The organism is Paenibacillus sp. NAIST15-1 (assembly GCF_001894745.1).
Classification (GTDB): domain Bacteria; phylum Bacillota; class Bacilli; order Paenibacillales; family Paenibacillaceae; genus Paenibacillus_B; species Paenibacillus_B suaedae.
The window spans coordinates 120659-144616 of sequence record NZ_BBYF01000006.1 but is presented as its reverse complement, the minus strand read 5'-3'; the positions used below and the strand labels follow the sequence as shown (position 1 = coordinate 144616).

Genomic DNA, 23958 nt, shown 5'->3' with positions numbered 1-23958 from the left:
CATAGAGAGAGAATACCTACACGATCCCCGCGCCTCCCGCGGGGATTTTATTATATCTGCTCACCCCATCTAATTACTGCGTCAAAGCGAAAATTCGCAAAATTCGACAAAATTCAACTTGAAATTGCCCATATCATCGTATACGCTCATACAATATGATAGATTAAATATAGCAGAGTATATCAAACTGTAATTCTCAATATATGGGTTCATGCCTTCAAATGAAGCAGGTGATATCGAAATGAAAAAATTTGCCGTCCCGTCATTGGTTGTTATGATACTGACGATGGTTACGGTATATGGGTATAGTAATGGGACAGGCGGCGTGTTTCATATGGCAGAGCAGGCATTTCGTGATGCCTTGCGTACGAAGAGTATTGAAGAACGCCAACCAGATGATCGAATTAAGATGATTACGATTGACGAGCCTTCCTTGGCACAGATGGGCTCTTTCCCATGGCCACGATCCCATTATGCTGAATTAAGCGCGAAGCTGATGAAGGCTGGAGCTAGAGCGGTCATCATCGATATACTTATGCTAGATCCTTCCCAGAATGAGAGGGACGACCGAACCTTATCTGAGCAATTGAATACATACCCAACCATTTATTTACCCGTGCAAGTATCCCTTCTTCCCTTACAGGAACATGCGGATTCCCTTCGGGCGGAAAGTGTGGAACGGCCTCCATCCTCCATTCAAATTGGTGAAAGTCAGCTTGGACATGTGAATGTATTGCCTGATGGAGATGGTGTTATCCGAAAAATCTGTCTTGGCATTCCGGATGAGCGGGGAAGTATGATTCCCTCAATTGATATTTTAGCGGCGAATCAGCTGCTGCCGGAAAATGAACAGATTTCATGGGATGAGACAAGTGGAACATGGTATAGAGGAGCAAAGCGAATTCCAACTGATGATCGTGGGCAAGCTGCTTTTGATTATTTCTCTTCTATATATGGAAGCAGTGAGGAGGACGTGGACGGATATGACCGTCAGTCATTCGCTGATGTATGGAATGGCACGGTTGATCCTTCTTATTATAAGGATTCTGTCGTGCTGATAGGTCCATATGCTGCGTCTTTGAGCGACCGGCATATGACACCGCTTAGTCGATCCATGACATTGTATGGTGTTGAGATTCACGCGAATATGGTTCAATCCCTGGTAGAAGGCCGCTTCTATAAGGAAGCGCCAATCGCATGGAACGTTCTTGCCTTGTTCATTGGCATTGGTGCCGTAGTCTGGAGTGCATCGCGAATTCGGGGAATTCGAGGGGCGGCAGCTGCTATAGGCATCGTCTTGGTATTTACGCTCGTATGGATTGGGATTTACGAGAGCGGCTCCGTCTTCATTCCTTACTTTACCGAATTGTGCGGAATGGGGGCTTCTTATATTCTCATTGTCGCTTACCGTGGTCGGGAGGAACGGAGAGCAAGACAGCATGTTGAAGATCTATTCGGCAGATATGTATCACCCTCCGTGGTAACGAAGCTGTTGGAATCACATGAGCCTGTTAAGGCAGGTGGGGTACGCACGGATATTACAGTGATGTTCATTGATGTTAGAGGATTTACCCCATTGTCAGAACGATTGGCACCAGAGTCAACGCTTCAGCTCTTGAATCAATATTTGCATCTGTGCGCTGACACGATATTTAAGCACAATGGGACATTAGATAAATTTATGGGTGATGGCGTTATGGCGATCTTCGGAGCTCCATATCACCTTGATAATCATGCGGATCATGCAGTGCGTGCCGCATTAGAGCTTCAGCGCTGTGCTGAGGAATTGCGTGCACGGCTAGCGGAAGGTATTGAGCTTAGTGATCGATTTGGGATCGGCATTGGCATTCAGAGTGGGGAAGCGATTGTGGGCAATGTTGGTTCAGAGAAGCTACGCTTGGACTACACGGCGATTGGAGATAGCGTCAATGTGGCTTCACGCTTAGAATCAAGGGCTTTACCAGGGCAAATCGTAGTTGGGGAAGGTACGTACGTGCGAATATGCAATCGCTTCGACCTGGCAAAGATTGGACCCCTCCAATTAAAGGGGAAGTCCGAAGAAGTAATGGCATATGAAGTGTTATCAGAACGAGAATGAGTCAGAACGAAGGGGATCCGTCAGTATGTTCATGCTGACGTTGTCTGACACCTGAATTATATGTGATGTAAGGAGAGCATGGAGGAATGCAAATGAAACGCTTGTTGCAAAGCAGCCTCGCCTGTATGGTTGTATTTTTCACTCTATTTGGAACTGGATCATGGGGAACCGTGTACGGCGCAGAGGCTCCTGCCAAAGCTGTACGAGTAGGTGTTGTGAAGGAATGGAAGGGCAGTGTATACGTAACGAAGGCAGGAGGGGACAAGGCGATCCAAGTGTTCAAGAAGATGAGCATTAATCAAGGTGATCGTCTTCTCACGGGAGATAAATCACGCATTGTTATTCAATTGGCCGGTGGGGATAAAGATGATGAGCTGACCATTGGGGCGAGTGCAGATGTTAGTTTTACAGAACTAAAAAAGGACGGCGGTGTAAAAACACGCATCGGTGTATGGGCTGGCTCTGTATTTGCCAAGGTGAAGTCGATTGCGGGAACCGATGATCGGTTCGTCCTTGAGACGCCGACGACTGTTATGGCGGTGCGCGGAACACAATTTGGGGTTAAAGTACATCCGTTCAATGGACTGACCCAGTTGTATGTTACAGCCGGTACGGTACGTACCGAGTACCCAATCAAGATAAGCAGCGATGCTGGTTCTCTTGACAATCGGCAAGGGACGAAGCTGGATTCAACATTTGGCAGAAGCAAGGTCGTAACGATAGGCCATCATGATGTATTTCCGGCACAGACTGCGGCGTTCTCGGAATCTGAGCAGGGCATTGGAATGAAATATGGATACGCGGATGCGATAACATTGCTGGATCAATGGGACATGGCCATTGTTCAGGCGATGATTGCGGGTGCGTCAGATGCAGAAGATGAGAATAAAGCGATGAGGACTCATTGGTTAGCGGAAAAGTGTGAAGCAGTACAAAAGCAGTTGCGCTCTTGTGATGCACTTCGATCGTATGGCTTGCTGCAGGGAAAATACGGTGGGATTCTGCCGATTGGATCCATTCAGATGATCGGTGATATTTTGAACAGCGGCAAGAGTGAATCGATTCTGTTTGAGACTCGAGCAGCCCATAATGTGAGTAATTTTATTGCATATGTGATCCGTACTGCTGTTGAACATGGCAAGCTGACCGAACAGGAGGCAAATCAGACTGGGCTGCCATGGAAAACAGCCAAGCTCATGTTGACAAAGGAGGAAGGTCAGCAGCAGTCTCTTATACGTAAGCATGTTGAAGAACAGGTTAAGCTGGGAGTGCTCCAAGAAAATGTGTCTCTTCCTAAGGAAGGAAGCAATCACTCGCTTGAAGAGCAGCGGATGGCTGCGGAGTTTGAAGAGCTGGCCAAAATAGAAAAGAACTACGAGGACTCTCTTGGTTCGGAGCATGCAAAACAGCAATTTAAAGAAAATCTGCAAAATGCCCGCTTGGAAGTATGCCAGAATGCGTACGAAAACCGAGTTTGCAAGGAAGCGGACAAAAATAAAGGCGATACCCAGGGTGGAAAAATGAATCCTAATCCGAATACGCCGGATCCAAGCAAACCAGATCCGAAGCCAGATCCAAAACCGGATCCGAAGCCAGACCCAGGCCCAGACCCAAAGCCAGATCCAAAACCAGATCCGAAACCAGATCCGAAACCAGATCCGAAACCAGATCCGAAACCACAGGAGCATGTTCTCGAACTGGCTGCCAATGTAGATCAGGTCAAGCCAAATGAGGATTTCGTTGTGTCGGCAGTACTGAAGCGACTAACATCACCGATTCCTGCGGCAACACTGCAATTTACAATCAAGGTAGCTGGAGCTGAGATAGACAAAGCTCAATTGCTGAGTCATCCGGATACATATCGTGATGGCGGGGGCAAATTTCGAATTGCACACCTCCCTGGAGATTATCAGTCGAGCAATAGTGTGGATTCGGTAGTGACGGCAGGCAACCTGATTACGTACCGTATTATGATGACTAAAGCTGGACATGTGACGCTAAGCAGTGACGACACGCTCATTAAGCTGCCTTATAAAAAGGATGGCAGCAAAGACCCAGTTACATTGGAACTATCCAATGTTCGTTTCTATGATGAGAAAGGTGCGCTGCTGCAAGTCAATAAAATGGAGAAACCACTTGAGATTAAGGTTACTCCGTAAAGATTGAAGGAGATAGTGGAGATGAAAGTAGGACTAGTAACAGGGAAATTCCGCCTTGCCGTCACCTTTATGCTGATAGCGAGCACTGCATCGGTGGCATCATCTGCCGAGGTTTATGCAGCAGCCTCATCGTTGAACAAGAATTCTGATCAGACGCAAGCATTTGAACGCTTTACTTCCCCAGCGATCGAGATGGGCGCATGGAAGTCTGCATCACATTGGTACGAAACGGTTTACTTATCAGGCAGCGCGCTGGCCAAAAAACCAGAAGAGAGCCTACAATTCCCTTCTGGAATTGTATCCGAAGGGAAATCGGTTTTTGTTGCAGACACACGCAATCAGGTCATCCGACGACTGGACGTAAATGGGCGGATATTGGCGACAATAGGCATGAGGAATACGAAGGGATGGAAAGACGGGAACGATATTCAAGCTCAATTCGATCAGCCGATTGGAATGGCAGCGGATAAGAAGGGGAATCTGTACGTAGCTGATGCAGGTAATCATATTATTCGTAAAATTGATCGAAATGGGAATGTATCAACTGTAGCCGGCGATGGCATTCCTGGATGGAAGGATGGCGAAGCGGGGCAGGCGCGCTTCTATTCGCCGCGTGCAATTGCAGTAGCGGATGACGGGTCTATCTATGTGGCTGATGCATTAAATCATGTCATTCGACGGATTGATGCCAATGGTACGGTCACGACATTGACGGCCCGTTCTTCTCGAATCGTCGAATATTCCCCTGGAGCTGTAACTGGAGCTGGAGATTATAAGGATGGCAAGCTCGCTGAGGCAAAGTTCAATGAACCAAGTGGGATTGCAATGATGCGTGATGGCAAGTTAGCCATTGCGGATACTGGAAATCAGCGTATTCGTGTGATTGATTTGAAGCAGGGGAATGTATCCACCATTGCTGGGAGCAGCTCAACTGCAGCTTATACAGCACCGAACGTCCAGCAAGTGTTGTATGCATCTGGTGGATATCGCGACGGCGCTGCTACAGGATCGTTATTCAACAATCCTTCAGGAATTGCAATTACGGAGGAAAATGGGATTGTAGTCGCTGATAGATGGAACCATGTTGTCCGATATATATATAAGGGAGAGGTCGTTACACTAAGCGGACAAGCTGGCAAGAGCGGCGACGTAGACGGGATTACCTCGTACGCCAAGCTACACGAGCCTACAGCAGTTGCTGTGCTTGCGAACGGGTCAATCGCTGTGACGGATGCGTTTAACAATGCAATTCGTCTCATTCGCCGTTATGAACTCCCAGAGGGAATTATGGGATCTTCGGGGCAGCCGCGGGCATCCCAGGTACAGCTTGTCTATAATCGCTTGCGTCTGGACTCGGATACAGCGCCGATGATTAAAGATGATAGAACCTACTTGCCTCTGAGGGTTCTATCTGAAACCTTGGGGTATAAGACGGTATGGCGTGCAGACAAGCGTGTGATTCTTCAGCTTGGAGATAGCAGTTTCGATCTGCGTCCGGGGAGCAGTCAAGTCAATGTGACAGACAATGGCACATCATCCGTCTCGAAGCTGCCAGCAGCCCCATTTATCCAAAATGGCAGGATTCTAGTACCTGTCCGATTCGTAGCTGAACAATTCGGCTTCGATGTACAGTGGGTTGCACAAGCTCGAGCAGTTGTAGTAAGAGACCGAATCTTCCTGCGCTACGCGGCAACAGGCTCGTATTTGCCGCCACAGCGAATTACAGCTAAGTAAGTTGCTGAAGGGAGGAATGTGATTGACGTCTTCATCAGATGGAAATCATCCACTCGGATCGAAGAAAGACCAAGCTTACATGAAAGAATATATTGAGGCGCATCCAGATAATCGGATGGCCTGGTACTTGCTCGGGAAACAGTATGAGCGAAATGGCGAACAAGGCAAGGCGAAATACTGCTTTAAGCAAGCAGGGGATATTTATCATGCATTCGAGAATGTACCACGTCCTTCTGAACAAATAGAGGAACTGCTGGCGCAAACGCAAATGCAGCAGACCGTGTCGTCCTCGCCGCGGAAGGTGAGAAACCGGGTGGGGGCAGCAATTTTGGTATTCCTTCTACTCGGCTCGATAGCGGGAGAGGTGAATGCGCCTTCCCGATTGCACCCAGCCATTACTGATGAGGGAATAGAAGCAGCGGGTGATGATACGTCTTCTTCGAGAGCCGGGAATCATCACCTAGTTGGTACCCCTGCTCTCTCTACTCAGATAGGCATTCTTGTTCCTGAACATGACAATGCAGCCTTCGGTCAAGCCCTGAGGCATACAGAGCATTTCGCCTCTGGGACTGGTCATGTTCACTATTTGCTGAATATTCGTGTTCAGCAGAATTGGTGGATGTGGGAGCCGCCCTTGCGTCCCGACAATCGGTTGACATCCGATTCGGATGGCAGACGGATCGTGATTACTCCGCTGCAGGGCAAGCAGTGCAAATGTGAGGCAGAGCGCTCCCAGGCACAATCCTTTGTTCAGCAATGGATGCCTAGGAGTGTAGAACGGCTAGTGGCGAAGTCAGCACTGACGGCGGCCTTGCATACGAAGGATCAACCGCCGAAGCAATTGGCTGCCCTAGCAGGCAAATACCCGAACAATATCGTGTCCGGTATTACGCCGCAGATTGCAAGTGCCTATGAAGAAGTATCTGCTTCATTTATAGCTCGGATGAAGAACGCCAAGCAGGCAGCCCCGAAAAAGGCTAAGCAGCAGGCGCTGAATCAGATATGGAGCGATGAGGTAGATCCGTTCAGAGAGCCTCTACGAATTCTGGTAGATAAGAAGCGACATCGGCTTGCGGTTGTAAGCGGGAATATAATGGTTAGAAATTACAAAGTTGGCCTCGGCGGCAAACGAACCCCGTTAGGAACCTTCCGGATTTCTGAAAAGGTAGTCGATCCAAACGGGTCATCTACTGGAGATTTTGGCAGCAGGGGAATGACCCTATCGGATACCTTATATGCGATCCATGGCACGAATGAGCCGGAAAGCATTGGGAGAGATAAGTCGCTTGGCTGTGTACGGATGGGGAAGGAAGATGTTGAAGAATTATTCGATATGGTGCCGATGGGGACAGAGGTCGTAATCGGCTCTGATATATTGCCCGATGAACTGCTTGTACCGGATAAGGAGGGCCGCTACCGGCTCAAATTGAGCCCAAATCAGGACAATCCGAACAAGAAATATCGCTGGCTGTAATCGTACATCCTTGCACACCTGTGGAGAAAAAGAAGAGCCGGAATTCACAAGCATAACTTGGAATCCGGCTCTTTCCCATAAATTACTATGATTACATGCTCATCCATTCGCAATAAGCAGCGTTGAGACAATTATGACAAATAGCAAGATAACCCCGCCGATCCAATAGATCGCCTTCTTGTTTACTTCTTCAGTATGCTTGGCTGGCATAGATGGGGATTTGCGTTTCACTGCCATAGGTCATCACCTTTCTTACGATTCTAGCTTCTATATGCCTATTGTAATCGTTTTCGTAAGGTTTGACCAGTCAAGGTTGGTTGACATATGTACTTTTCTTTTGCGCGAGAAACCTTTAAACTAGGACATGGAGCCTTTTTATGCCCGCCAAGAATTCTCCAACGCATTGTCTTGTGATTGAGAGAATAAGACTTGCGTGGTACGGTAACTATACGATGTTGTCAGTAACCATGGCTTACATGTATGGCACAATGAACGGAGTGGAACCTTTGTTATATCGCAACATAGCTAAACCGGTATTTTTCAAATTAGATCCTGAAAAAGCTCATCACCTGGTTATAGGTGGCATGGCGAAAGCGACGAAGGTGCCAGGTGCACTAGCCATGATGCGTGGGATGTATGGTGTGAAGGCAGATCCAGCCCTGACGACCTCTTTGTTCGGTCTCACATTCCACAGTCCAATTGGACTAGCAGCAGGACTTGATAAAAATGCGGAGGCCGTCCGCGGATTCTCATCCATTGGCTTTGGATTTATGGAAGTGGGCACTGTCACGCCGAAGGGACAGCCTGGTAATGAGAAACCACGTATGTTCCGGCTTCCTCCCGATGAAGCGTTAATCAATCGAATGGGCTTCAATAATGAAGGAACAGAAGCAATGCGCGAGCGATTGGCTGCGATTAAGGATCGACCAATTCCGGTATGGGTCAATATCGGTAAAAATAAAGCAACACCAAATGATAAGGCGCATGAAGACTACTTGAAGTGCATACAAACGATGTATAATGTTGCAGATTTGTTCGTCGTCAATATCAGCTCGCCGAACACGCCTGACTTGCGGAATCTGCAGCATGGCGATGAGCTGAAGGCACTGCTCAGTCTGGTCGTTGATGAGATGAATCGTCAGAATGCTGCACATGGTCAGAACAAATCCATTCTCGTCAAAATTGCACCGGACGTATCTGATAGTGAATTGGAGAGCATGACCGAGACGATTGTGCAGAGTGGAGTGTCAGGAATAATTGCCACCAATACTACCTTGTCACGGATGGGTGCAACCCATGTCCATCGATTGGAGAACGGGGGATTGAGCGGTAAGCCGCTGACGGAACGCTCGACTGAGGTCGTATCGCAAATCTATCGCATGACCAAGGGAGCCATCCCAATCGTAGGGTCGGGTGGCGTATTCACTGCCGAAGATGCATATCGGAAAATACGTGCCGGAGCGAGTCTGGTGGAAATATATACGGGTCTCATTTATAAGGGGCCAGGAATAAACCGTGAGCTAGCTTCGGGCTTGAAGCGACTGATGAAGCAGGACGGATTCAAGCATATCTCAGAAGCTATCGGGGCTGATCATCGATAAGAATGGTCGTATAGTGAAAAGGCATAGGTTCACTGAACGAGTGGTTGGAATGGACAGGAGGCGTACAAATGGACGGAAGAGATTGGGGAAATTTTTTGCTGCCTTATGCACAGGCCGTCGAAGAGCTGAAGGTCAAGTTCAAAACGTTGCGAACTGAATTGAAGAAGCGAGAAGAATATTCACCTATCGAGTTCGTAACGGGTCGGGTGAAGAGAATTTCTAGCATCCTTGAGAAAGCGAAGCGCCTCGAGGTGCCTCTTAATCAATTGGAGCAGGGAATTGAAGATATCGCTGGGATTCGAATTATGTGCCAATTCGTCGATGATATTCATCGCGTGGCTCAATTGATTCGGAATCGACAAGACATGAAGGTCGTATATGAAAAGGACTACATTACCAATTATAAGGAAAGCGGCTATCGCAGCTTCCATATGATTATCGAATATCCGGTTCAAACGGCGCTCGGCCAGAAAATGATTTTGGGTGAGATCCAAATCCGTACATTGGCCATGAATTTCTGGGCAACGATTGAACATTCATTGAATTATAAATATAAGGACAGCTTGCCTGAGGAGGTCCGTCTGCGTCTGAAGACAGCGGCTGAGGCGGCGTTCGTACTAGACAACGAAATGTCCAGCATCCGTCAGGAAATTCTCGTCGCGCAGCAGAGCTTCGAGGACAAGTCGAAGATTGTACAGAAATGCTTGTCCTTTATCCAAGAGTTGTATTATTCCCACCGTATTTCTGAGGCGATTCAATTCCAGAACCGATTCAATGAAGTATGGGAGAAGGATGATATTACAGAGTTGAAGCAATTAGAGGAAGAGATCACGAGTGCACTGGAGAGAGCGAAGAAGAACGGAAATATTCAGCTATGAATATCGAGTCGGCTCTCCCTTATGACAGGCTGTATATTCAGTTCATCAAGCTGTTCAATGAAGAACGGGATTATTATCAATGCCATGATGTCATGGAAGAGTTATGGCTTGAAGAGGGGCGCAAGCCGCTGCTTCAAGGGCTGCTTCAGGTAGCAGTGGGGCTGCATCATTTCCAGAACGGCAATCGTCCTGGAGCGATTAAGCTGCTGACCGCAGCACTTCAGAAGCTGGATGCCTATCCAGATATCATATTGGGGATCGACTTGCAGCAGCTTCGTAACGATTCTGAAGAGACCTTGGACGAATTGCGCAATTGCGACGGGAGTTTGCCTCCATTTCAAAATCTTACGATTCGAATCGTGGATAAGGAGCTCGGTGCGCTCATTGAGTGCTGCGAGCTGCCTTCCTTACATGAATAAGACAAGTTGAATATCGTGACATATTGATGTTAGAAGAAGAGAAGAACACCATTTTGGGGCAAGGCCTGAAGTGGTGTTCTTCTCTACATAAACGGATCCCGTTACGAATTAAGCAATAACAATGATGCCTTGAGAATTCGTAGGACCAATCAGCAGAGTATCTTCCGGCAAAAACGTTCTGGTGAATGTCAATGTCAATAAGAAGGTACCACCCACTGGAATGCATTGGTGGGTGTTAAAGAACGTTGTTAAATCCAAATCAAGCGATATTACAGGTGGAGCCAGAACCAATTGTTTTGCTTCAAATGTTGTTTGAATCTTTAATGATGCAAGCATAGGCGGGATTCCAAGGCTATTTTTAGTTTGAATGTGGAGGTCGCATAAACTTTGACTAATGCCATTTTGAAGCACGAGTTGAAATGTGTTTCTGCCTAAAAGCAATTCATCCAAATCGTTGAATATCAGCGTTCTGTTAAACAAGATCGTCATCTCTTCACCCCCAATCTTGCCGGTCTGCAAAATTAATATATGAGAAGTTGAATGCGCTGGCTTGTATGGATACACCGTATGCGATAGTTTTATGTAAAATTGGTTCTACAGCTTACAGGAGAGCATGCGCTCGTGTAATGAAGCGTGCCGATGTTATTTTACTGGAGGACTGGAATAACAATAACGATAGAAGTCGATTTCCGACTGTAGAGACTTTTGTTTTCCGTTCTGCTAACCTGTATAATATGTGGAAATAAGCTTCATATTTTGGTTCATAAAGGAGACAAATAATGGATTTGCCCCCGAGTATCAGCTTTATTCTAGTAGCAATACTGATTATCCTTACCGGCTTTTTTGTAGCCACAGAGTTTGCAATTATTAAAATCCGATCCAGCCGTGTAGATCAACTGGTTCTGGAAGGGCGCAAGAATGCACTTGCGGTCAAGCAAGTGACGAGCAATCTGGATGGATATCTGTCCGCCTGTCAGCTGGGAATTACGATTACGGCGCTTGGACTTGGTTGGCTCGGTGAACCTTCCATTGAGAAGGTGCTTCATCCGGTATTTGAGTGGTTGTCTGTTCCACAGCAAGCTGCTTCGATCCTTTCCTTTTTGATTGCATTCATCGTCATTACATTTCTACATGTTGTGGTTGGTGAGCTTGCGCCGAAGACGCTTGCGATCCAGAAGTCGGAGAAGATCAGCTTGTTGTTCGCTAGACCGATCATTTGGTTCCACAAAGTGATGTACCCGTTCATTTGGTTGTTGAACAGTTCTGCGAATGGATTTATCCGCATGTTCGGTCTGAAGCCTGCGAAGGAGCAAGAAGAGGCCCACTCTGAAGAAGAGCTGCAGATTATTCTGAATGAAAGCTATGAAAGTGGTAAAATCAATAAAACGGAATTCGGTTATGTGAGCCGCATATTTGCATTTGACGAATTGCTGGCCAAGGAAATTATGGTTCCGCGAACGGACATGATTTGCTTGCAGGAGGAACTGCCTGTAGAGGAGAGCATTCCAGTCATGAAGCGGGAACAGTATACCCGATATCCGATTATTCGTGGAAGCAAGGATTTCATTGTGGGCATGATCAACACGAAGCAGTTGTTCCTGCAATATGATGAAGCGGCTAATAAGAAGCTATCTGACATCATGCTGCCCGTTCTCACCGTTTCGGAGTCTACTCCGATCAATCAGCTCCTTAAGCGAATGCAGAAAGAAAGCACGCATATGGCGATCCTAATTGATGAATATGGTGGAACATCCGGTATGATCACGATTGAAGATATATTGGAAGAAATCGTTGGCGATATCCGTGATGAATTTGACAAGGAAGAACGCCCTGAAATTGAACAATTGGATGAGCATACCTATATATTTGATGGGAAAGTACTGCTTACGGATGTAAATAGCTTGCTCTCCACTGAGCTTGAGCACGAGGATATCGATACTATCGGAGGATGGCTGTACGATCGGATGCCGGATTGCAAGAAGGGCTCTAAGCTCGAATGGAACGGTATTCAATTCACTGTGCTGGAGAGAGAGAAGCATCGAATCCGCAAAGTCCAGATCGCATCAGGACAATGGAATCAGTTATTTGAACAAGAAGATGTGCAAGCGGAGCAATCTTCACTGTAATAGAGAAGAAGCACCCTTCGGAACCTTTCTTTGCGGTTCTGCAGGGTGCTTCCTTTATTTTATCGAACTCATATTGAATGATCTCATTGTGAATTACAAACTTGTAGGTTTAGTGGCATCGATTATTGCAGCACGACCGTATCGCCTTCCTTCAATCCTTCCAATACCTCTGTTTTCTCACTTGTTTCGAGACCAACTTTTATCTCTTTTCGTTCGATTTGGCCATTGCCTTTATCGATATTAACAAAGACGCTCTCTTTTTCCCGCATAACGGCAACAGTTGGCACAACGATCGCATTTTCTTTCCGTTGTGTCTCAATTTGTCCAGTAAGGCTGAGACCGGCAATCAGGTTCTCATTGGCATCGAGTCCGATGATGACTTCAAATTGAGCGGGCTGATTGTTATTGCGTTGTTCCTCGGATACCGCCTTTGCGAATTTGGACACTTTCAGCACTTTCCCTTTGATCTTGACGTTCTTCATGGCGTTCATTTTTACTTCAACGGCCATGTCAGGCTTAATGCGGAATACATCCTGTTCGCCAACTAGCGTAACGAGCTGCAATTTCTTCAGTTCTACGATTTTGCCGACACGTTCATTCTCTTTTAGTGCTTGTGGAATTTTGTTCGGATCATCGTATAGGAAAATCCCTGGCGAAGGTGCAATATAATTGGCTACATCTACCTTCTTCTGCTTCTGAGCGATTTCCTTTCGTTGAATATCAATGGTTACATTGTTCAGCTCTTGCTGAAGCTTCGCCGTTTCTTTCTCGACGAATTTCTTCTTCACTTCGGCTTCCGTGGAAGGGAGCGCTTGATCTTCTTCGCTTAGCGCGGATTGATATTGTGCGAGCTGCGTTTCAAGCTTCTGTTTTTGAATTACAGCTTCAGCTTGTGCAATTTCATTCAACAGTACACTTGGATCGAGACGGAAGATAGTTTCGCCCTTCTTCACCTGCTGCCCATCCTTTACAGCCCATTGCTTCACTTCTGCACCGAATGGCGCATACACGATCGTTTCCTTTTCATATGTGGATTTACCCTTTACTTCAATATGATTCACAAGTGTTTCCTTCGTAACCGGGAAGGTGATCGCACCCGCATTGTCCATCGGAAGCTCTGGCTGTGGTGGGTTAGCAAAACGATACAATCCAAAGCTGATGCCGCCTAAAATAAGTATGATAATTGACCATTTCAATATCGGTTTTATTTTCGATTTCATTTGGTAAATGTCCTCCTCTATGTGGAACAGCTCTACAGACAACGCAAAAATGATGGCTGTTAGTCGCGCTTAATGGCGGTAAGAGCATCGGTACGAGAGGCGCTGACTGCTGGATAAATGCCCGACAGAATGCCTGTTACGATTGCAAATGTAATTCCGATCGGAATATTAGAGTAGGAGATGAAGATAATCGCATCCCCCGTACTTTCGGACATTGTACTTGCTGTAACCCCGTTAATGCCCCATACGATCCAGTAGGACAGCATAACGCCAATCAATCCACCAACCAATCCGAGCAGAGCCGCCTCAATGATGAACATGTTGCGAATCTGTCTTAGATTCGCACCGAGCACCTTCATAATGCCGATTTGGCGGCGGCGTTGATACGTGGACATTGTCATTGCCACCACAATCGAGATGGAGGCGATGAAAAGAACGAAAATGCCGATTCCAAGAGCAATCGTCTTGACGATTGCGAAGTTCTCCTGCAGTCGATCCTTTTGATGGAGGTTTGTCTGCGTGTTTAACGTTAACTTTTTAATTTGCTTCTCAACTTGTTCTACATTCGCTTGGTCGTCTACTTTTACGATGACATTGTTGTATGTACCTTGTTCTGCACTGCCGTCATTCATGTGCAGCTCCTGCATCAGCATTTTGCCGGTTTCAAGAGATACGTACAGCTTCTTATCGTAAGCTACCTGATTCTCACTTACACCGTTTGGCTTCTTCAATACAGCAGACACGCGAAGCGGGGAGCTCATATAGGTCTTGCTATCCCCGTTCATCAGCATCGTCCTGAGACGAAGTTGACGTTGATACATCGCTGTAGGAATACGGTTTAGGTTGTTATACTGCTCCATCAAGGAGTCGTCGTACGGATTGTTCGACAGTTGCTCCATCAGGTTATCCATCGTCTCTTGGTCAATAAGTCCGAGAGTGGCTCCATAGCTCAATACGACGGTACCATCAAGGTCTGAAGGGGATCCCTGCATAAACTTATTGTCAAATTCAGTTAACGAATTGAGCTCTGTCGCAAATACCTCAATTCCAGTCCGACGATCATCCATCGTATACATTTCCAAATAGCCGAATTGCTGGAATGGCGCAACAGCCTTGACATGAGGGATGTTGCGAATGACCTCAATTTTCTGGGCTGTAATCTTTCCGCGCTCAATACTCTCGTCATCCGCACCTTTTGCCTGCTGTCCGCTGTTTTTTCCTTGATTTCCACCTTGGCTGACCCCGGTATTTGGTGTTACCGTAATCTCGTCCATTTTCAAGTACGTGTTCAACTGTTTCTCTGCAAACGTCTGTGCAGATTCTCCGACACTCATCGCAATAATAATAGCGGCACAGCCAATTGATATTCCCGCTGCACATAATCCGGTTACGACCTTCCGTCTCTTCAACTGATCCCATGAAAGATGGAGGTAGTCTCGTACTCTCACGACTGCTCACCTCCAACGGGCTGAAGGATTTTATCCTCCGGAACAGCTTCTTCTGCTATTATCGAATTCAAGCGTGTGCGCGATCCATCTTCGATCAATACGCCGTCCTTCAACGTAATAATCCGCTTCGTTTGTTCAGCCACTTCCATTTCGTGGGTAACGATGATGAAGGTGGTGTCAACGGTTTCGTTCAAGTTTTTCAGGATTGCAATGATTTCTTCTTCTGTACGTGTATCCAAATTACCGGTAGGCTCGTCCGCAAAAATAACCGATGGCTCGGTAATAAGAGAGCGTGCAATACTGACACGCTGCTGCTGTCCACCAGACAATTGGGAAGGGAACAGCTCAGCCTTGTCAGGAATACCGACTTGTTCAAGCAGGCGTAGCGATTTTTGTTTCCGCTCCGATGGACGAATTCCTTGAAAAATAAGCGGGAGCTCTACATTTTCACGTACAGTTAAATTGGCTATTAGCTCATACGCTTGAAAAATGAATCCGATGTGCTTGCGTCGAAATTCAGCGAGTGAGTTCTCGTTTAGTTTCACAATGTCCTGATCTGCAATATAGATGCTTCCTTCAGTTGGCTTCATTAAGCCTGCCATTAAGTTAAGCAATGTTGACTTACCAGAACCTGAGCTGCCGAGCAGTGCAACCATCTCGCCGCGCTTCACTTCGAAATTGATGGAATGCAGTACTTGGGTGGTTTCGGGGCCGTTCTTAAATGAGTGTGATAGGCCTTCGACACGTAACATTCGGCTCCTCCTTTCTATCTACTTCTTTGATTAAATATGTATCGAGCCAGCGCATAACAGTGTTCCATACGATGATTATAAGGGAAAGTTTCTCTCTTGACTGCATTGTGACAATAATGTAAGGGGGAGGGAAAATGCTGTCACCTAAATCGATGACATGTCGATTCGTTGTGATAAGCGCAGCTGGCATGGTATGCTGTAAGAGCACGGCTCAGAATAGCTTGTGCACAATGCAATACGAGAAGATAGGAACGAAGAATGAACACAAGCACACCGTGCAGCATGGAGGTGAGCATGCGGTGGCAAAAAAGATAAGGCTGGACAAACTATTAGGGCATATGGGCTGCGGCAGTCGCTCCGAGATTAAAAAATGGGCGAAGATTGGCCTAATTCAAGTCAATGGACGGGTAATTAAGGACAGCGGCTTGCAGGTGGATCCCGATGCAGATGAAGTGCTGCTGGATGGCGAACAGATTCGCTATCGTGAATTTGTATATATTATGTTGAATAAGCCGCAAGGCGTAATATCTGCTACGGAAGATATACGGGAACGGACGGTGATTGATCTGCTCCCTGAAGAACTGCGGCACTTCGAGCCTTTCCCAGTAGGTCGGCTGGACAAAGATACAGAGGGCTTGCTGCTGCTTACAAATGACGGCAAGCTGGCGCATGAGCTGCTGTCTCCGAAGAAGCACGTCCCGAAGACCTATGTGGCTACCGTTAGAGGACGGGTTGACAGCAAGGATGGAGAAGCATTTCAACAAGGAGTAGAGCTGGATGATGGATATGTGACGAAGCCAGCTCATCTTGTCATACGTGGCCATGAGGAGCAATCCGATGGAACCGTGCACTCCTTCATCGAACTGACGATTACGGAAGGGAAGTTTCATCAGGTGAAGCGAATGTTCGAGTCGGTCGGCAAGCAAGTCATTTATTTGAAGCGAATTCGAATGGGCGAACTGGAATTGGATTCGGCTCTTAAGCTCGGTCAGTGGAGAGAGTGTACGGAAGAAGAGCTTACCTTGATCCAACGACAGCAGCAATAGCAACAATATCAGCAATACTAACCATAGCAACAACTGGATAGGACTGCTTTACACTTACGAATATCATACTGTTCATACGATACAGAAGATAGAGATGAGAGGGAGAAATCAGTGATGAATTATCGCATCGTGGCTTTAGATATGGATGGAACTCTGCTTCATGACGATCATACGCTGTCCAGCGCGAATGCGGAGGCGATTCGCAAGGCTGCGGCACAAGGTATGGAGATTGTGCTGTGTACGGGAAGAAGTCCGATCAGTACGCTTCCTTATTTAGAGCAAATCGGACTAGAGGGTGTTGTCATTACCCATAATGGTGCAGCTACCATTGCTTCAGAAGGGCGCAGAGTGCTCCACCGCTTCGATATCCCGAGCGCTGGCTTGGAGCCTTATATTCAATATTGCCGTGAGAACGGAGTTCACTTTGATATCAATACAGCTTTTGATCTCTATGTGGACAAGCTGAATGAGTTGACCCCGGAGATGCTGGATCTATACCGTCAATTCCTGATTGAGCCGAAGCAGTTCCCAGGTTGGACGGGCTTGACTGATGCTCCTGTGAAGCTGACGATGAGCGGGCATAAGGAAGAGATAGATCGAGTGGAGCATGAATTGAATCAATGGACACATGAGCACAACTTTATTCGCTCAGGAGACTACTTTATCGATATTATGCATAAGGATGCAACGAAGGGAAATGCACTCAAGCAGCTTGCTGCTATGCGCGGCGTACCTCGTGAGCAGGTATTGGCTATCGGCAACTATTATAATGATATGACGATGATTCAATTCGCTGGCTTGGGCGTGGCTATGGACAATTCTCCGCTTGAAGTAAAGGCTGCCGCACAGGAAGTTACACTGTCGAACAACGAGGATGGAGTGGCGGCAACTTTGCTTAAGTATTGTAAATAGCTGTACCCAGCCCTAGAGAAAATTGTACTGGAGCTATGCTGGAATTGGTTCCGTGCGAGCACCCATACAATGATTCGCTCATGTGAACCACTGTCCTTGCACAATCGAAGCTTCTCTCAGGAGCATTCTATTGTGCAAGATCAGTGGTTTTTTTATTTGCACGAAGCTTTTCTTGTAAGGTAATCTACTTTATTTGCGCAATCCTTTTGGATAATGGTTCTTTAACTGGCCTCCTGATGCTTTGCCGAAGCCAATTGGCAATCCGTCTATTGCGACAAGTGTCCATCCCTTCAGATTCGCATTTTCTCCTTCAAGAAGCAGAGCTTCACCTCGCAAATAGGCTTCCGCGGCCGGATCCTCCACATCATATGAGATGGATTGAGCAGCTACCTCTGAAGAACTGCAGAACATCGCAAGTGCATGGGCGGGCTCAATACGATTCTTGCGTATATGAGCGAGATGCAGACCGGCACGAGGGATGCGGAGCCCTTGGAGTGTCTCTCCACTTCGTAGTGCTTGAACAGCTGATTCATTGCCCTGCGGCAGCCAATAGAGTTCTTCCCCGAACAGCAAGGGCATTCCTTGAGGCAAGTGAATCCCAGGTAGGAACTCTTTCATCCAAGCCTCAAACTGTGTAAATGCCGTCTGCGCTTCGTTGGAGCGGGTTCCACCTCCCTTGCGGGTAGTCTTGCCGCGACGGCTAGTAGAGCTAGTGGAAGCAATTGATTCCGAGTCGCCCTCCTGTAGCTGCAACACGGCTACAAAATGTCCTTCTCCTTCAGAGTGATGAGGCCAAATTCGTTCCATGCGAATCAACTTGAACTGCTCGTAATGCTGAAGCCATTTTTCAATGATCCCTTCATTTTCCTGATGGTTGAAAGTGCAGGTGGAATAGGCAATCGTCCCGCCGGGCTTCAACATCGTTACTGCTGCCTGAATAATATCCCATTGCCGTGCTGCGCACATGGCAACATGCTCAGGAGACCACTCCTTGATAGCATCGTTATCTTTACGAAACATGCCTTCACCCGAGCATGGGGCATCGAGCATAATCCGATCGAAGGCTTGCGGGAACTTAACGGCTAGCGCATGTGGATCGGATTGGGTGACGATCGTGTTGGGGATCCCCATTCGCTCGATATTTTCGGCTAATATTTTGGCGCGCTGTGGATGAATCTCATTGGAGATGAGGACACCTTCACCTCGCATCCGTCCTGCAATGTGGGTAGATTTCCCTCCAGGCGCAGCGGCCAAATCCAAGATGAATTCGCCTGGCTGTGGATCAAGCAGGACTACTGCAGATATTGCAGAGGGCTCTTGAATATAATAGAGGCCTGCTGCATGATACGGGTGCTTGCCAGGACGCGAGCTCTCTTCGTAATAGTATCCTTCCTCGCACCAAGGCACGGGGCGCAGCTGAAATAGCTTCTCTGAGCGCGAGCGAGCGTCAGGATGTGTCAGCCACTTCACGGGATTAGCACGCAGTCCGAAGGTTCGCGGCTCTGTATAGCTTTGCAAAAATGCATCCCCATCCTTAGGGAGCATCTGCTTCATCTGCTCAATATAAGCTTGAGGCAATGAGTAGTTTGTTTTTTCTAGGGACATGTTACAGCTCCTTTCCGAATGGGTATAAGTAATCAGCATTGTATAGTTTACCGGACTGCTGGCCTTCGATGCAACGTTGAATCTTTAGGGAATAACCGCATGAAATCTCTTATTCATCATTGTGATTTTCTAGTAGTGATTGGAGGTACAGGTTACAATAATGTAAGACATTTTTGCGAAACGTCATAGTAAGCTTGTACGTATGGAGTATGTGGTAGGATTCGGGGTTGGAAAGATCAACTCATGGATACAATTTGACTAGGGGAAGCTAGAGATACGCATCTACGAGAACAACCAGGTAAGACAGGAGAAAGGAGCGGATGAATGGTGAATGATGTCGTTGTTGAACTACAAAACGTCACGAAAAAGATAAAAGGAAAAACGATTATCGATGATTTGTCATTCAGTGTGCGTCGCGGTGAAGTATATGGATTCCTTGGCCCGAACGGAGCAGGGAAGACGACGACGATCCGGATGATGGTCGGCCTGATGTCGATGACTTCTGGAAATATTGTAATAGAGGGGCATAATATTCGAACCGACCGCGCGAAGGCGATGGCTCATGTTGGCGCGATTGTCGAAAACCCAGAGCTTTACAAATTTATGACCGGACGCAAAAATTTGCAGCACTTCGTACGTATGAGCGGGAAGCCGATTACGGAGGAGCGCATTAAGGAAATTGTGAAGCTGGTAGATTTGGAAAATGCGCTGGACAAGAAAGTTAAGACGTACTCCCTAGGGATGCGCCAAAGGCTGGGTGTTGCGCAGGCTCTGCTTCATAACCCATCCATTTTGATATTGGATGAGCCTACGAATGGTCTAGATCCCGCCGGTATACGTGAACTGCGTGATTATTTGCGCCATCTCGCGAAGAAGGAAAATATCTCGATTCTCGTATCCAGTCACTTATTGTCTGAGATTGAACTCATGTGTGATCGAGTGCTCATCATTCAGAACGGTAAGTTTGTCGGGGAACGATCGCTTGATCCGAATGAAGAGGGCGAACAATCTCAAGCAATGGCAATTCGCTTCGTGGTCGACGATGCCGCGAAAGCGATGGAAGTGCTGGCATCTACAGCTTGGAAGGCAAGTGTAGAGGAAGACAGTGCAGTTAAAGTTGAACTGATGCATGACGAGGTTCCTACAGCCGTACAGAAGTTCGTTCAAGCGGGTGTTCTCATTTATGAGGTGCGCACAGTGGCGCCTACATTAGAGGAGACGTTCTTGTCCATGACGAAAGGGGGACGTATTGAATGAGATACTTCGTATCCCTTGTGCAAAATGAATGGATGAAGGCGAACAGCAAGCGCCAAGTGCCTTATTTTTACGCGTTTATCGCGGTTATTACGTTAATTGTAGCTGCTGCAATGCGGTTCTTTATTTTCAAAAGTGATCCATATCCATATATGGCTTTTGTGAGCGACGTCAACTTCTTGTTCAGCTCCCTCATTGGCATCTTTATCATGGTCGTCGCTGCACAAATCGTTACCGACGAGTATCGAGATGGAACGATTAAGCAGTTGTTGATAAGACCGGCAAGCCGCACAACGGTACTTACCTCTAAGATGGTTACTGTAGTACTCATCTTGTTGTCGGTGTATGTATTCACGGTCATTTGCAGTGTTGTGATCGGAATGATCTTCTTCAGCTTCATGTCAGCAGATGTTACACTGGCGTCCATATTGAAAGATATCGTCTTCCGAATTCCAGATGTACTGTTCTATGCACTGCTTGCGATGACAGCAGCTGTGCTGACACGCAGCTTGGGTCTGGCAATTACCGTGCCGATTGTGATGAAGTCAGTCGTTGGAGCGGGGATATACTTCTTCTCTGGCAAGCCGTGGTACAAGTATTTAATTTTCCCGAATTTGAACTGGCAGCCGTATTTCAACGGTGGAGACAATCTTCCATTTAAAGAAGCGAGCTTCGGTTTCAGTGTTACGATTTTTGCCGTGTATATGATCGTGCTTCTTGGCTTGTCTCTCATCATTTTCAACAAAAGAGACGTTCAATAGCACTTAATCTGGAATAACGAACAACGCCTTCCCTTGCATGGAGATGCAGGAGAAGGCGTTGTTATTGTTAGGACATGTTGCCCGAGGCTTTCTGGATATGGAGATAATTTGTGACTAGATTTTTGCCATGAGTTTTGGAATAGTACATCGCCTGATCCGCTTCTCGTACAATATCATCTGAAGTCATATATTTGCGCAGCGTACTATGACCGATGCTAAGGGTTACCGTTGTCTCCTGTTCTACGCGATGCCGGATTGCCTCAGCGATTTGCTCGGTACGGGCATTGCGATGCGTAATCAGCGCCACTAGTTCCTCGCCTCCGAATCGGCCAGGTACGCCATAGTCCTCCACCTCTTCCCGAATAATCAGAGACACTTGCTTCAAGATTTCGTCTGCTTGATCATGACCATATGTATCGTTGACTTTCTTGAAGTTGTCGATATCGCAAAAAATAAATGAAATTTTGTACTCGTTGCGGATATATTGCTGCATCACTTTCATAATATGTCTTCGATTGAATAGACCTGTCAACCCATCCGTAATGGAAGTGCGATAAGTCATATGAAGCAGTTCGACCACGCGCTCGAACAAGATGAAGAACAATAGGGAGTAATAGGCGAGTGGGAGTAGCCGTTCCAACAGGAACAGCTGATTGTTATTGTATGTAAACAGCAAGGCATTCATAGATGTAAGCAAAATCGTGGCAAAGTAAGCTGCTAAGCTGCATATATAAGTGATACGCTGTCCGATTCTGGGTGCTACCCACACATAACAAAACAGCGTTGCGAACATAAGATATAGCAGCAGTGGCCATGCGTTAGCGATGGTAGGTGTGATGTTCGTGTCAAAAGGAATAGACAGCATCGTCGCAATTGGGATGACCAGCAGCATTGCTGAGAAGCGAACCCGATATCCTCGAGTAGGCCTCTTGTAGAGCCGGTATATCGCCATGTTCACGAGAACAAAGGAAAACGCTTGCAAGGTCGCGCCACCGACAAACCAGTTATAAATATGAGGGTTCCACTCCAGCAATGGCAGACGAATCACATCAATCAGACGTTCCGCCGCCATAAGGAATAAGGAGATAACGAGCAAAATATATGCTGGTGATCGCTGACGGATATAAAGACGAATCGCCATCAGAATCATAATAAATGTAATGTAAAGGATACAGGAAGACACTGATCCCATCACATTGTTCACTTCAGAAAGGGAATTAGCCAAATGAGTCATGAATGACAGCTCCATTGGGAAGGTTCTTTACTGAAACATATGTTCTAATATATCATAAAGGTTGAATGGCGAAAAGCGCGAACAAGAAGGAGGCGCTCGCATGAATATTTTGCAAGCATTGTTTTTTCCGCCTGAACAGCCTGGAGGGGTATCCTCCATGATTCCATATATACTTGATCGATTTCAATCGCCCCACTGGGAGATGGAGATCTTTTCGCTGCCGAAGCGAATACGGGGCAAAGGGCAGGAAGAAGTCCATTTTCATACTTTCGATTGGAAGCAGTACGGGGATAGTTCGATTGTGCAGAAATATGTTCAAACGTATCGCGACTATGTCTGGTGGTCGAAGCTGCGACTTACGAATCGCTATGATCTGATACATGCACATCATCCCATTGTAGGGCTTGTAATGAAGCAGTTGTACCCGGATACACCTGTAATTATGACCGTTCACTCTAGCTTTGAACAAGAGCTCATCTTAAATGGAAAGATTGAACCCAATGGACCGGAGCATCAATTTCTAACATCCTTATACCGTGAGTTGGAATCTCAAGTGGATGAGATGATGACGGTGTCCGATTCTTTCCGGACGTATCTGAAGGCTTATGTTCATGATGCGGATCGAATAGAGGTTCTGCCGAATGGATTTGATGAGAAGCGATTCAAGCCGATCGCCCATGATAATGCAGTGCCTCAACTCATCACGATGTGCCGCTTAGTTCCTGCCAAAGGGCTCGATGTACTGCTGCAGGCATGTGCAGAGCTAAAGCGGCGGGGTCATGCTTATGTACTTCATATTATCGGCGATGGGCCGATTCGGGAGGATCTAGAGCAGCTCGCACAGGAGCTGTCTATATATGATGAGACGATATTTTATGGCTATATGCTTCATCCCGAGGAGTTTATGCCGTTCTTCGATATTTTCGTATTACCGTCGCGGGCAGAAGCATTCGGTTCTGTATTCGCTGAGGCGGCGCTATGCTGGCTTTCTCTTATTGGAACGAATGTTGGCGGGATAGCAGAGCAGATTGAAGACGGGGTGAATGGACTGCTTGTACCGCCTGATGATCCGACTGCGCTCTGTAATGCGCTGGAGAGAGCGATGATGGATGGATCATTCCGCTATGAACTTGCGCGGGCTGCGTGGGCAAAGGCGAAGCAAACTTATTCGCTAACACGTATCGTGAATGAATTGAAGCGCAAATATTTACATTATCAATTGAAGCGGGGGTGAGGC

At 46.9% G+C, this 23958-nt stretch carries 20 protein-coding genes; 13 read left to right on the top strand and 7 right to left on the bottom strand.

The window, feature by feature from the left end; genetic code table 11:
- Positions 1 to 241 precede the first annotated feature (241 nt).
- The 4 genes from PBN151_RS15670 (at position 242) to PBN151_RS15655 (ending at position 7465) form a co-directional block, all read left to right on the top strand.
- Positions 242 to 2098 (top strand): CHASE2 domain-containing protein, encoded by a 1857-nt coding sequence (locus tag PBN151_RS15670; protein ID WP_072729750.1) that lies wholly within the window; start codon positions 242 to 244, stop codon positions 2096 to 2098.
- A 92-nt stretch (positions 2099 to 2190) separates the two neighbouring features.
- Complete coding sequence (locus PBN151_RS15665) at positions 2191 to 4257, top strand: FecR family protein (protein WP_175560729.1); 2067 nt, start codon at positions 2191 to 2193, stop codon at positions 4255 to 4257.
- Positions 4258 to 4278: 21 nt separating this feature from the next.
- On the top strand, positions 4279 to 5991 hold the full coding sequence (locus PBN151_RS15660) for an NHL domain-containing protein (protein ID WP_072729748.1): 1713 nt from the start codon (positions 4279 to 4281) through the stop codon (positions 5989 to 5991).
- Between the two features lie 22 nt (positions 5992 to 6013).
- Positions 6014 to 7465, top strand: coding sequence for a L,D-transpeptidase (locus tag PBN151_RS15655; protein ID WP_083545159.1), 1452 nt, complete (start codon positions 6014 to 6016; stop codon positions 7463 to 7465).
- 99 nt (positions 7466 to 7564) lie between these two features.
- Here the strand turns inward: PBN151_RS15655 and PBN151_RS31335 are convergent, their stop codons facing one another.
- Positions 7565 to 7702: a hypothetical protein gene (locus tag PBN151_RS31335; RefSeq protein ID WP_172619537.1), complete on the bottom strand. Its 138-nt coding sequence runs from the start codon at positions 7700 to 7702 to the stop codon at positions 7565 to 7567.
- 269 nt (positions 7703 to 7971) lie between these two features.
- Between PBN151_RS31335 and PBN151_RS15650 the strand changes: the two genes are divergently transcribed.
- From PBN151_RS15650 to PBN151_RS15640, 3 genes are all read left to right on the top strand, one after another.
- Positions 7972 to 9066, top strand: coding sequence for a quinone-dependent dihydroorotate dehydrogenase (locus PBN151_RS15650; RefSeq protein ID WP_175400615.1), 1095 nt, complete (start codon positions 7972 to 7974; stop codon positions 9064 to 9066).
- 68 nt (positions 9067 to 9134) lie between these two features.
- Entirely contained in the window at positions 9135 to 9944 is an 810-nt protein-coding gene (gene yjbM, locus PBN151_RS15645) for a GTP diphosphokinase (RefSeq protein ID WP_072729747.1), read from the top strand.
- Positions 9941 to 10363, top strand: coding sequence for a DUF309 domain-containing protein (locus tag PBN151_RS15640; protein ID WP_072729746.1), 423 nt, complete (start codon positions 9941 to 9943; stop codon positions 10361 to 10363). The genes yjbM and PBN151_RS15640 overlap by 4 nt, the downstream gene beginning before the upstream one ends.
- A gap of 108 nt (positions 10364 to 10471) precedes the next feature.
- On the opposite strand, the gene PBN151_RS15635 is transcribed toward PBN151_RS15640, so the two are convergent.
- Entirely contained in the window at positions 10472 to 10852 is a 381-nt protein-coding gene (locus tag PBN151_RS15635; RefSeq protein WP_072729745.1) for a hypothetical protein, read from the bottom strand.
- A 290-nt stretch (positions 10853 to 11142) separates the two neighbouring features.
- Here PBN151_RS15635 and PBN151_RS15630 point away from each other — a divergent pair, with 290 nt between their 5' ends.
- Positions 11143 to 12489, top strand: a complete 1347-nt coding sequence (locus PBN151_RS15630) for a hemolysin family protein (protein WP_021253207.1) — start codon at positions 11143 to 11145, stop codon at positions 12487 to 12489.
- A 122-nt stretch (positions 12490 to 12611) separates the two neighbouring features.
- On the opposite strand, the gene PBN151_RS15625 is transcribed toward PBN151_RS15630, so the two are convergent.
- The 3 genes from PBN151_RS15625 to PBN151_RS15615 form a co-directional block, all read right to left on the bottom strand.
- Complete coding sequence (locus tag PBN151_RS15625) at positions 12612 to 13697, bottom strand: efflux RND transporter periplasmic adaptor subunit (protein WP_370510426.1); 1086 nt, start codon at positions 13695 to 13697, stop codon at positions 12612 to 12614.
- A gap of 71 nt (positions 13698 to 13768) precedes the next feature.
- Positions 13769 to 15157: an ABC transporter permease gene (locus PBN151_RS15620; RefSeq protein ID WP_072729743.1), complete on the bottom strand. Its 1389-nt coding sequence runs from the start codon at positions 15155 to 15157 to the stop codon at positions 13769 to 13771.
- Positions 15154 to 15909 (bottom strand): ABC transporter ATP-binding protein, encoded by a 756-nt coding sequence (locus tag PBN151_RS15615; RefSeq protein ID WP_072729742.1) that lies wholly within the window; start codon positions 15907 to 15909, stop codon positions 15154 to 15156. The genes PBN151_RS15620 and PBN151_RS15615 overlap by 4 nt, the downstream gene beginning before the upstream one ends.
- 299 nt (positions 15910 to 16208) lie before the next feature.
- On the opposite strand from PBN151_RS15615, the gene PBN151_RS15610 reads away from it, so the two are divergent.
- Together PBN151_RS15610 and PBN151_RS15605 are read left to right on the top strand one after the other, a co-directional pair.
- Positions 16209 to 16955 carry a pseudouridine synthase gene (locus PBN151_RS15610; RefSeq protein WP_072729828.1) on the top strand — a complete coding sequence of 249 codons (747 nt, stop codon included), beginning with the start codon at positions 16209 to 16211 and terminating at the stop codon, positions 16953 to 16955.
- Positions 16956 to 17069: 114 nt separating this feature from the next.
- Positions 17070 to 17867 carry a Cof-type HAD-IIB family hydrolase gene (locus PBN151_RS15605; protein WP_065293565.1) on the top strand — a complete coding sequence of 266 codons (798 nt, stop codon included), beginning with the start codon at positions 17070 to 17072 and terminating at the stop codon, positions 17865 to 17867.
- Between the two features lie 189 nt (positions 17868 to 18056).
- Here the strand turns inward: PBN151_RS15605 and PBN151_RS15600 are convergent, their stop codons facing one another.
- Complete coding sequence (locus tag PBN151_RS15600; protein ID WP_072729741.1) at positions 18057 to 19472, bottom strand: RsmB/NOP family class I SAM-dependent RNA methyltransferase; 1416 nt, start codon at positions 19470 to 19472, stop codon at positions 18057 to 18059.
- Positions 19473 to 19799: 327 nt separating this feature from the next.
- On the opposite strand from PBN151_RS15600, the gene PBN151_RS15595 reads away from it, so the two are divergent.
- Positions 19800 to 20729: an ABC transporter ATP-binding protein gene (locus PBN151_RS15595; RefSeq protein ID WP_036590707.1), complete on the top strand. Its 930-nt coding sequence runs from the start codon at positions 19800 to 19802 to the stop codon at positions 20727 to 20729.
- Positions 20726 to 21487, top strand: a complete 762-nt coding sequence (locus PBN151_RS15590; protein WP_021253199.1) for an ABC transporter permease — start codon at positions 20726 to 20728, stop codon at positions 21485 to 21487. Before PBN151_RS15595 ends, PBN151_RS15590 begins: the two co-directional genes overlap by 4 nt.
- 67 nt (positions 21488 to 21554) lie before the next feature.
- Here the strand turns inward: PBN151_RS15590 and PBN151_RS15585 are convergent, their stop codons facing one another.
- Entirely contained in the window at positions 21555 to 22721 is a 1167-nt protein-coding gene (locus PBN151_RS15585; RefSeq protein ID WP_072729740.1) for a GGDEF domain-containing protein, read from the bottom strand.
- 100 nt (positions 22722 to 22821) lie between these two features.
- Between PBN151_RS15585 and PBN151_RS15580 the strand changes: the two genes are divergently transcribed.
- Positions 22822 to 23955, top strand: coding sequence for a glycosyltransferase family 4 protein (locus PBN151_RS15580; protein ID WP_072729739.1), 1134 nt, complete (start codon positions 22822 to 22824; stop codon positions 23953 to 23955).
- Positions 23956 to 23958: the final 3 nt, after the last annotated feature.

Coding starts and splice junctions, on each gene's coding strand:
- PBN151_RS15615 (WP_072729742.1), bottom strand. CDS start 15,909: ATGTTACGTGTCGAAGGCCTATCACACTCATTTAAGAACGGCCCCGAA.
- PBN151_RS15635 (WP_072729745.1), bottom strand. CDS start 10,852: ATGACGATCTTGTTTAACAGAACGCTGATATTCAACGATTTGGATGAA.
- PBN151_RS15640 (WP_072729746.1), top strand. CDS start 9,941: ATGAATATCGAGTCGGCTCTCCCTTATGACAGGCTGTATATTCAGTTC.
- PBN151_RS15630 (WP_021253207.1), top strand. CDS start 11,143: ATGGATTTGCCCCCGAGTATCAGCTTTATTCTAGTAGCAATACTGATT.
- PBN151_RS31335 (WP_172619537.1), bottom strand. CDS start 7,702: ATGGCAGTGAAACGCAAATCCCCATCTATGCCAGCCAAGCATACTGAA.
- PBN151_RS15665 (WP_175560729.1), top strand. CDS start 2,191: ATGAAACGCTTGTTGCAAAGCAGCCTCGCCTGTATGGTTGTATTTTTC.
- PBN151_RS15605 (WP_065293565.1), top strand. CDS start 17,070: ATGAATTATCGCATCGTGGCTTTAGATATGGATGGAACTCTGCTTCAT.
- PBN151_RS15585 (WP_072729740.1), bottom strand. CDS start 22,721: ATGACTCATTTGGCTAATTCCCTTTCTGAAGTGAACAATGTGATGGGA.
- yjbM (WP_072729747.1), top strand. CDS start 9,135: ATGGACGGAAGAGATTGGGGAAATTTTTTGCTGCCTTATGCACAGGCC.
- PBN151_RS15660 (WP_072729748.1), top strand. CDS start 4,279: ATGAAAGTAGGACTAGTAACAGGGAAATTCCGCCTTGCCGTCACCTTT.
- PBN151_RS15590 (WP_021253199.1), top strand. CDS start 20,726: ATGAGATACTTCGTATCCCTTGTGCAAAATGAATGGATGAAGGCGAAC.
- PBN151_RS15670 (WP_072729750.1), top strand. CDS start 242: ATGAAAAAATTTGCCGTCCCGTCATTGGTTGTTATGATACTGACGATG.
- PBN151_RS15580 (WP_072729739.1), top strand. CDS start 22,822: ATGAATATTTTGCAAGCATTGTTTTTTCCGCCTGAACAGCCTGGAGGG.
- PBN151_RS15600 (WP_072729741.1), bottom strand. CDS start 19,472: ATGTCCCTAGAAAAAACAAACTACTCATTGCCTCAAGCTTATATTGAG.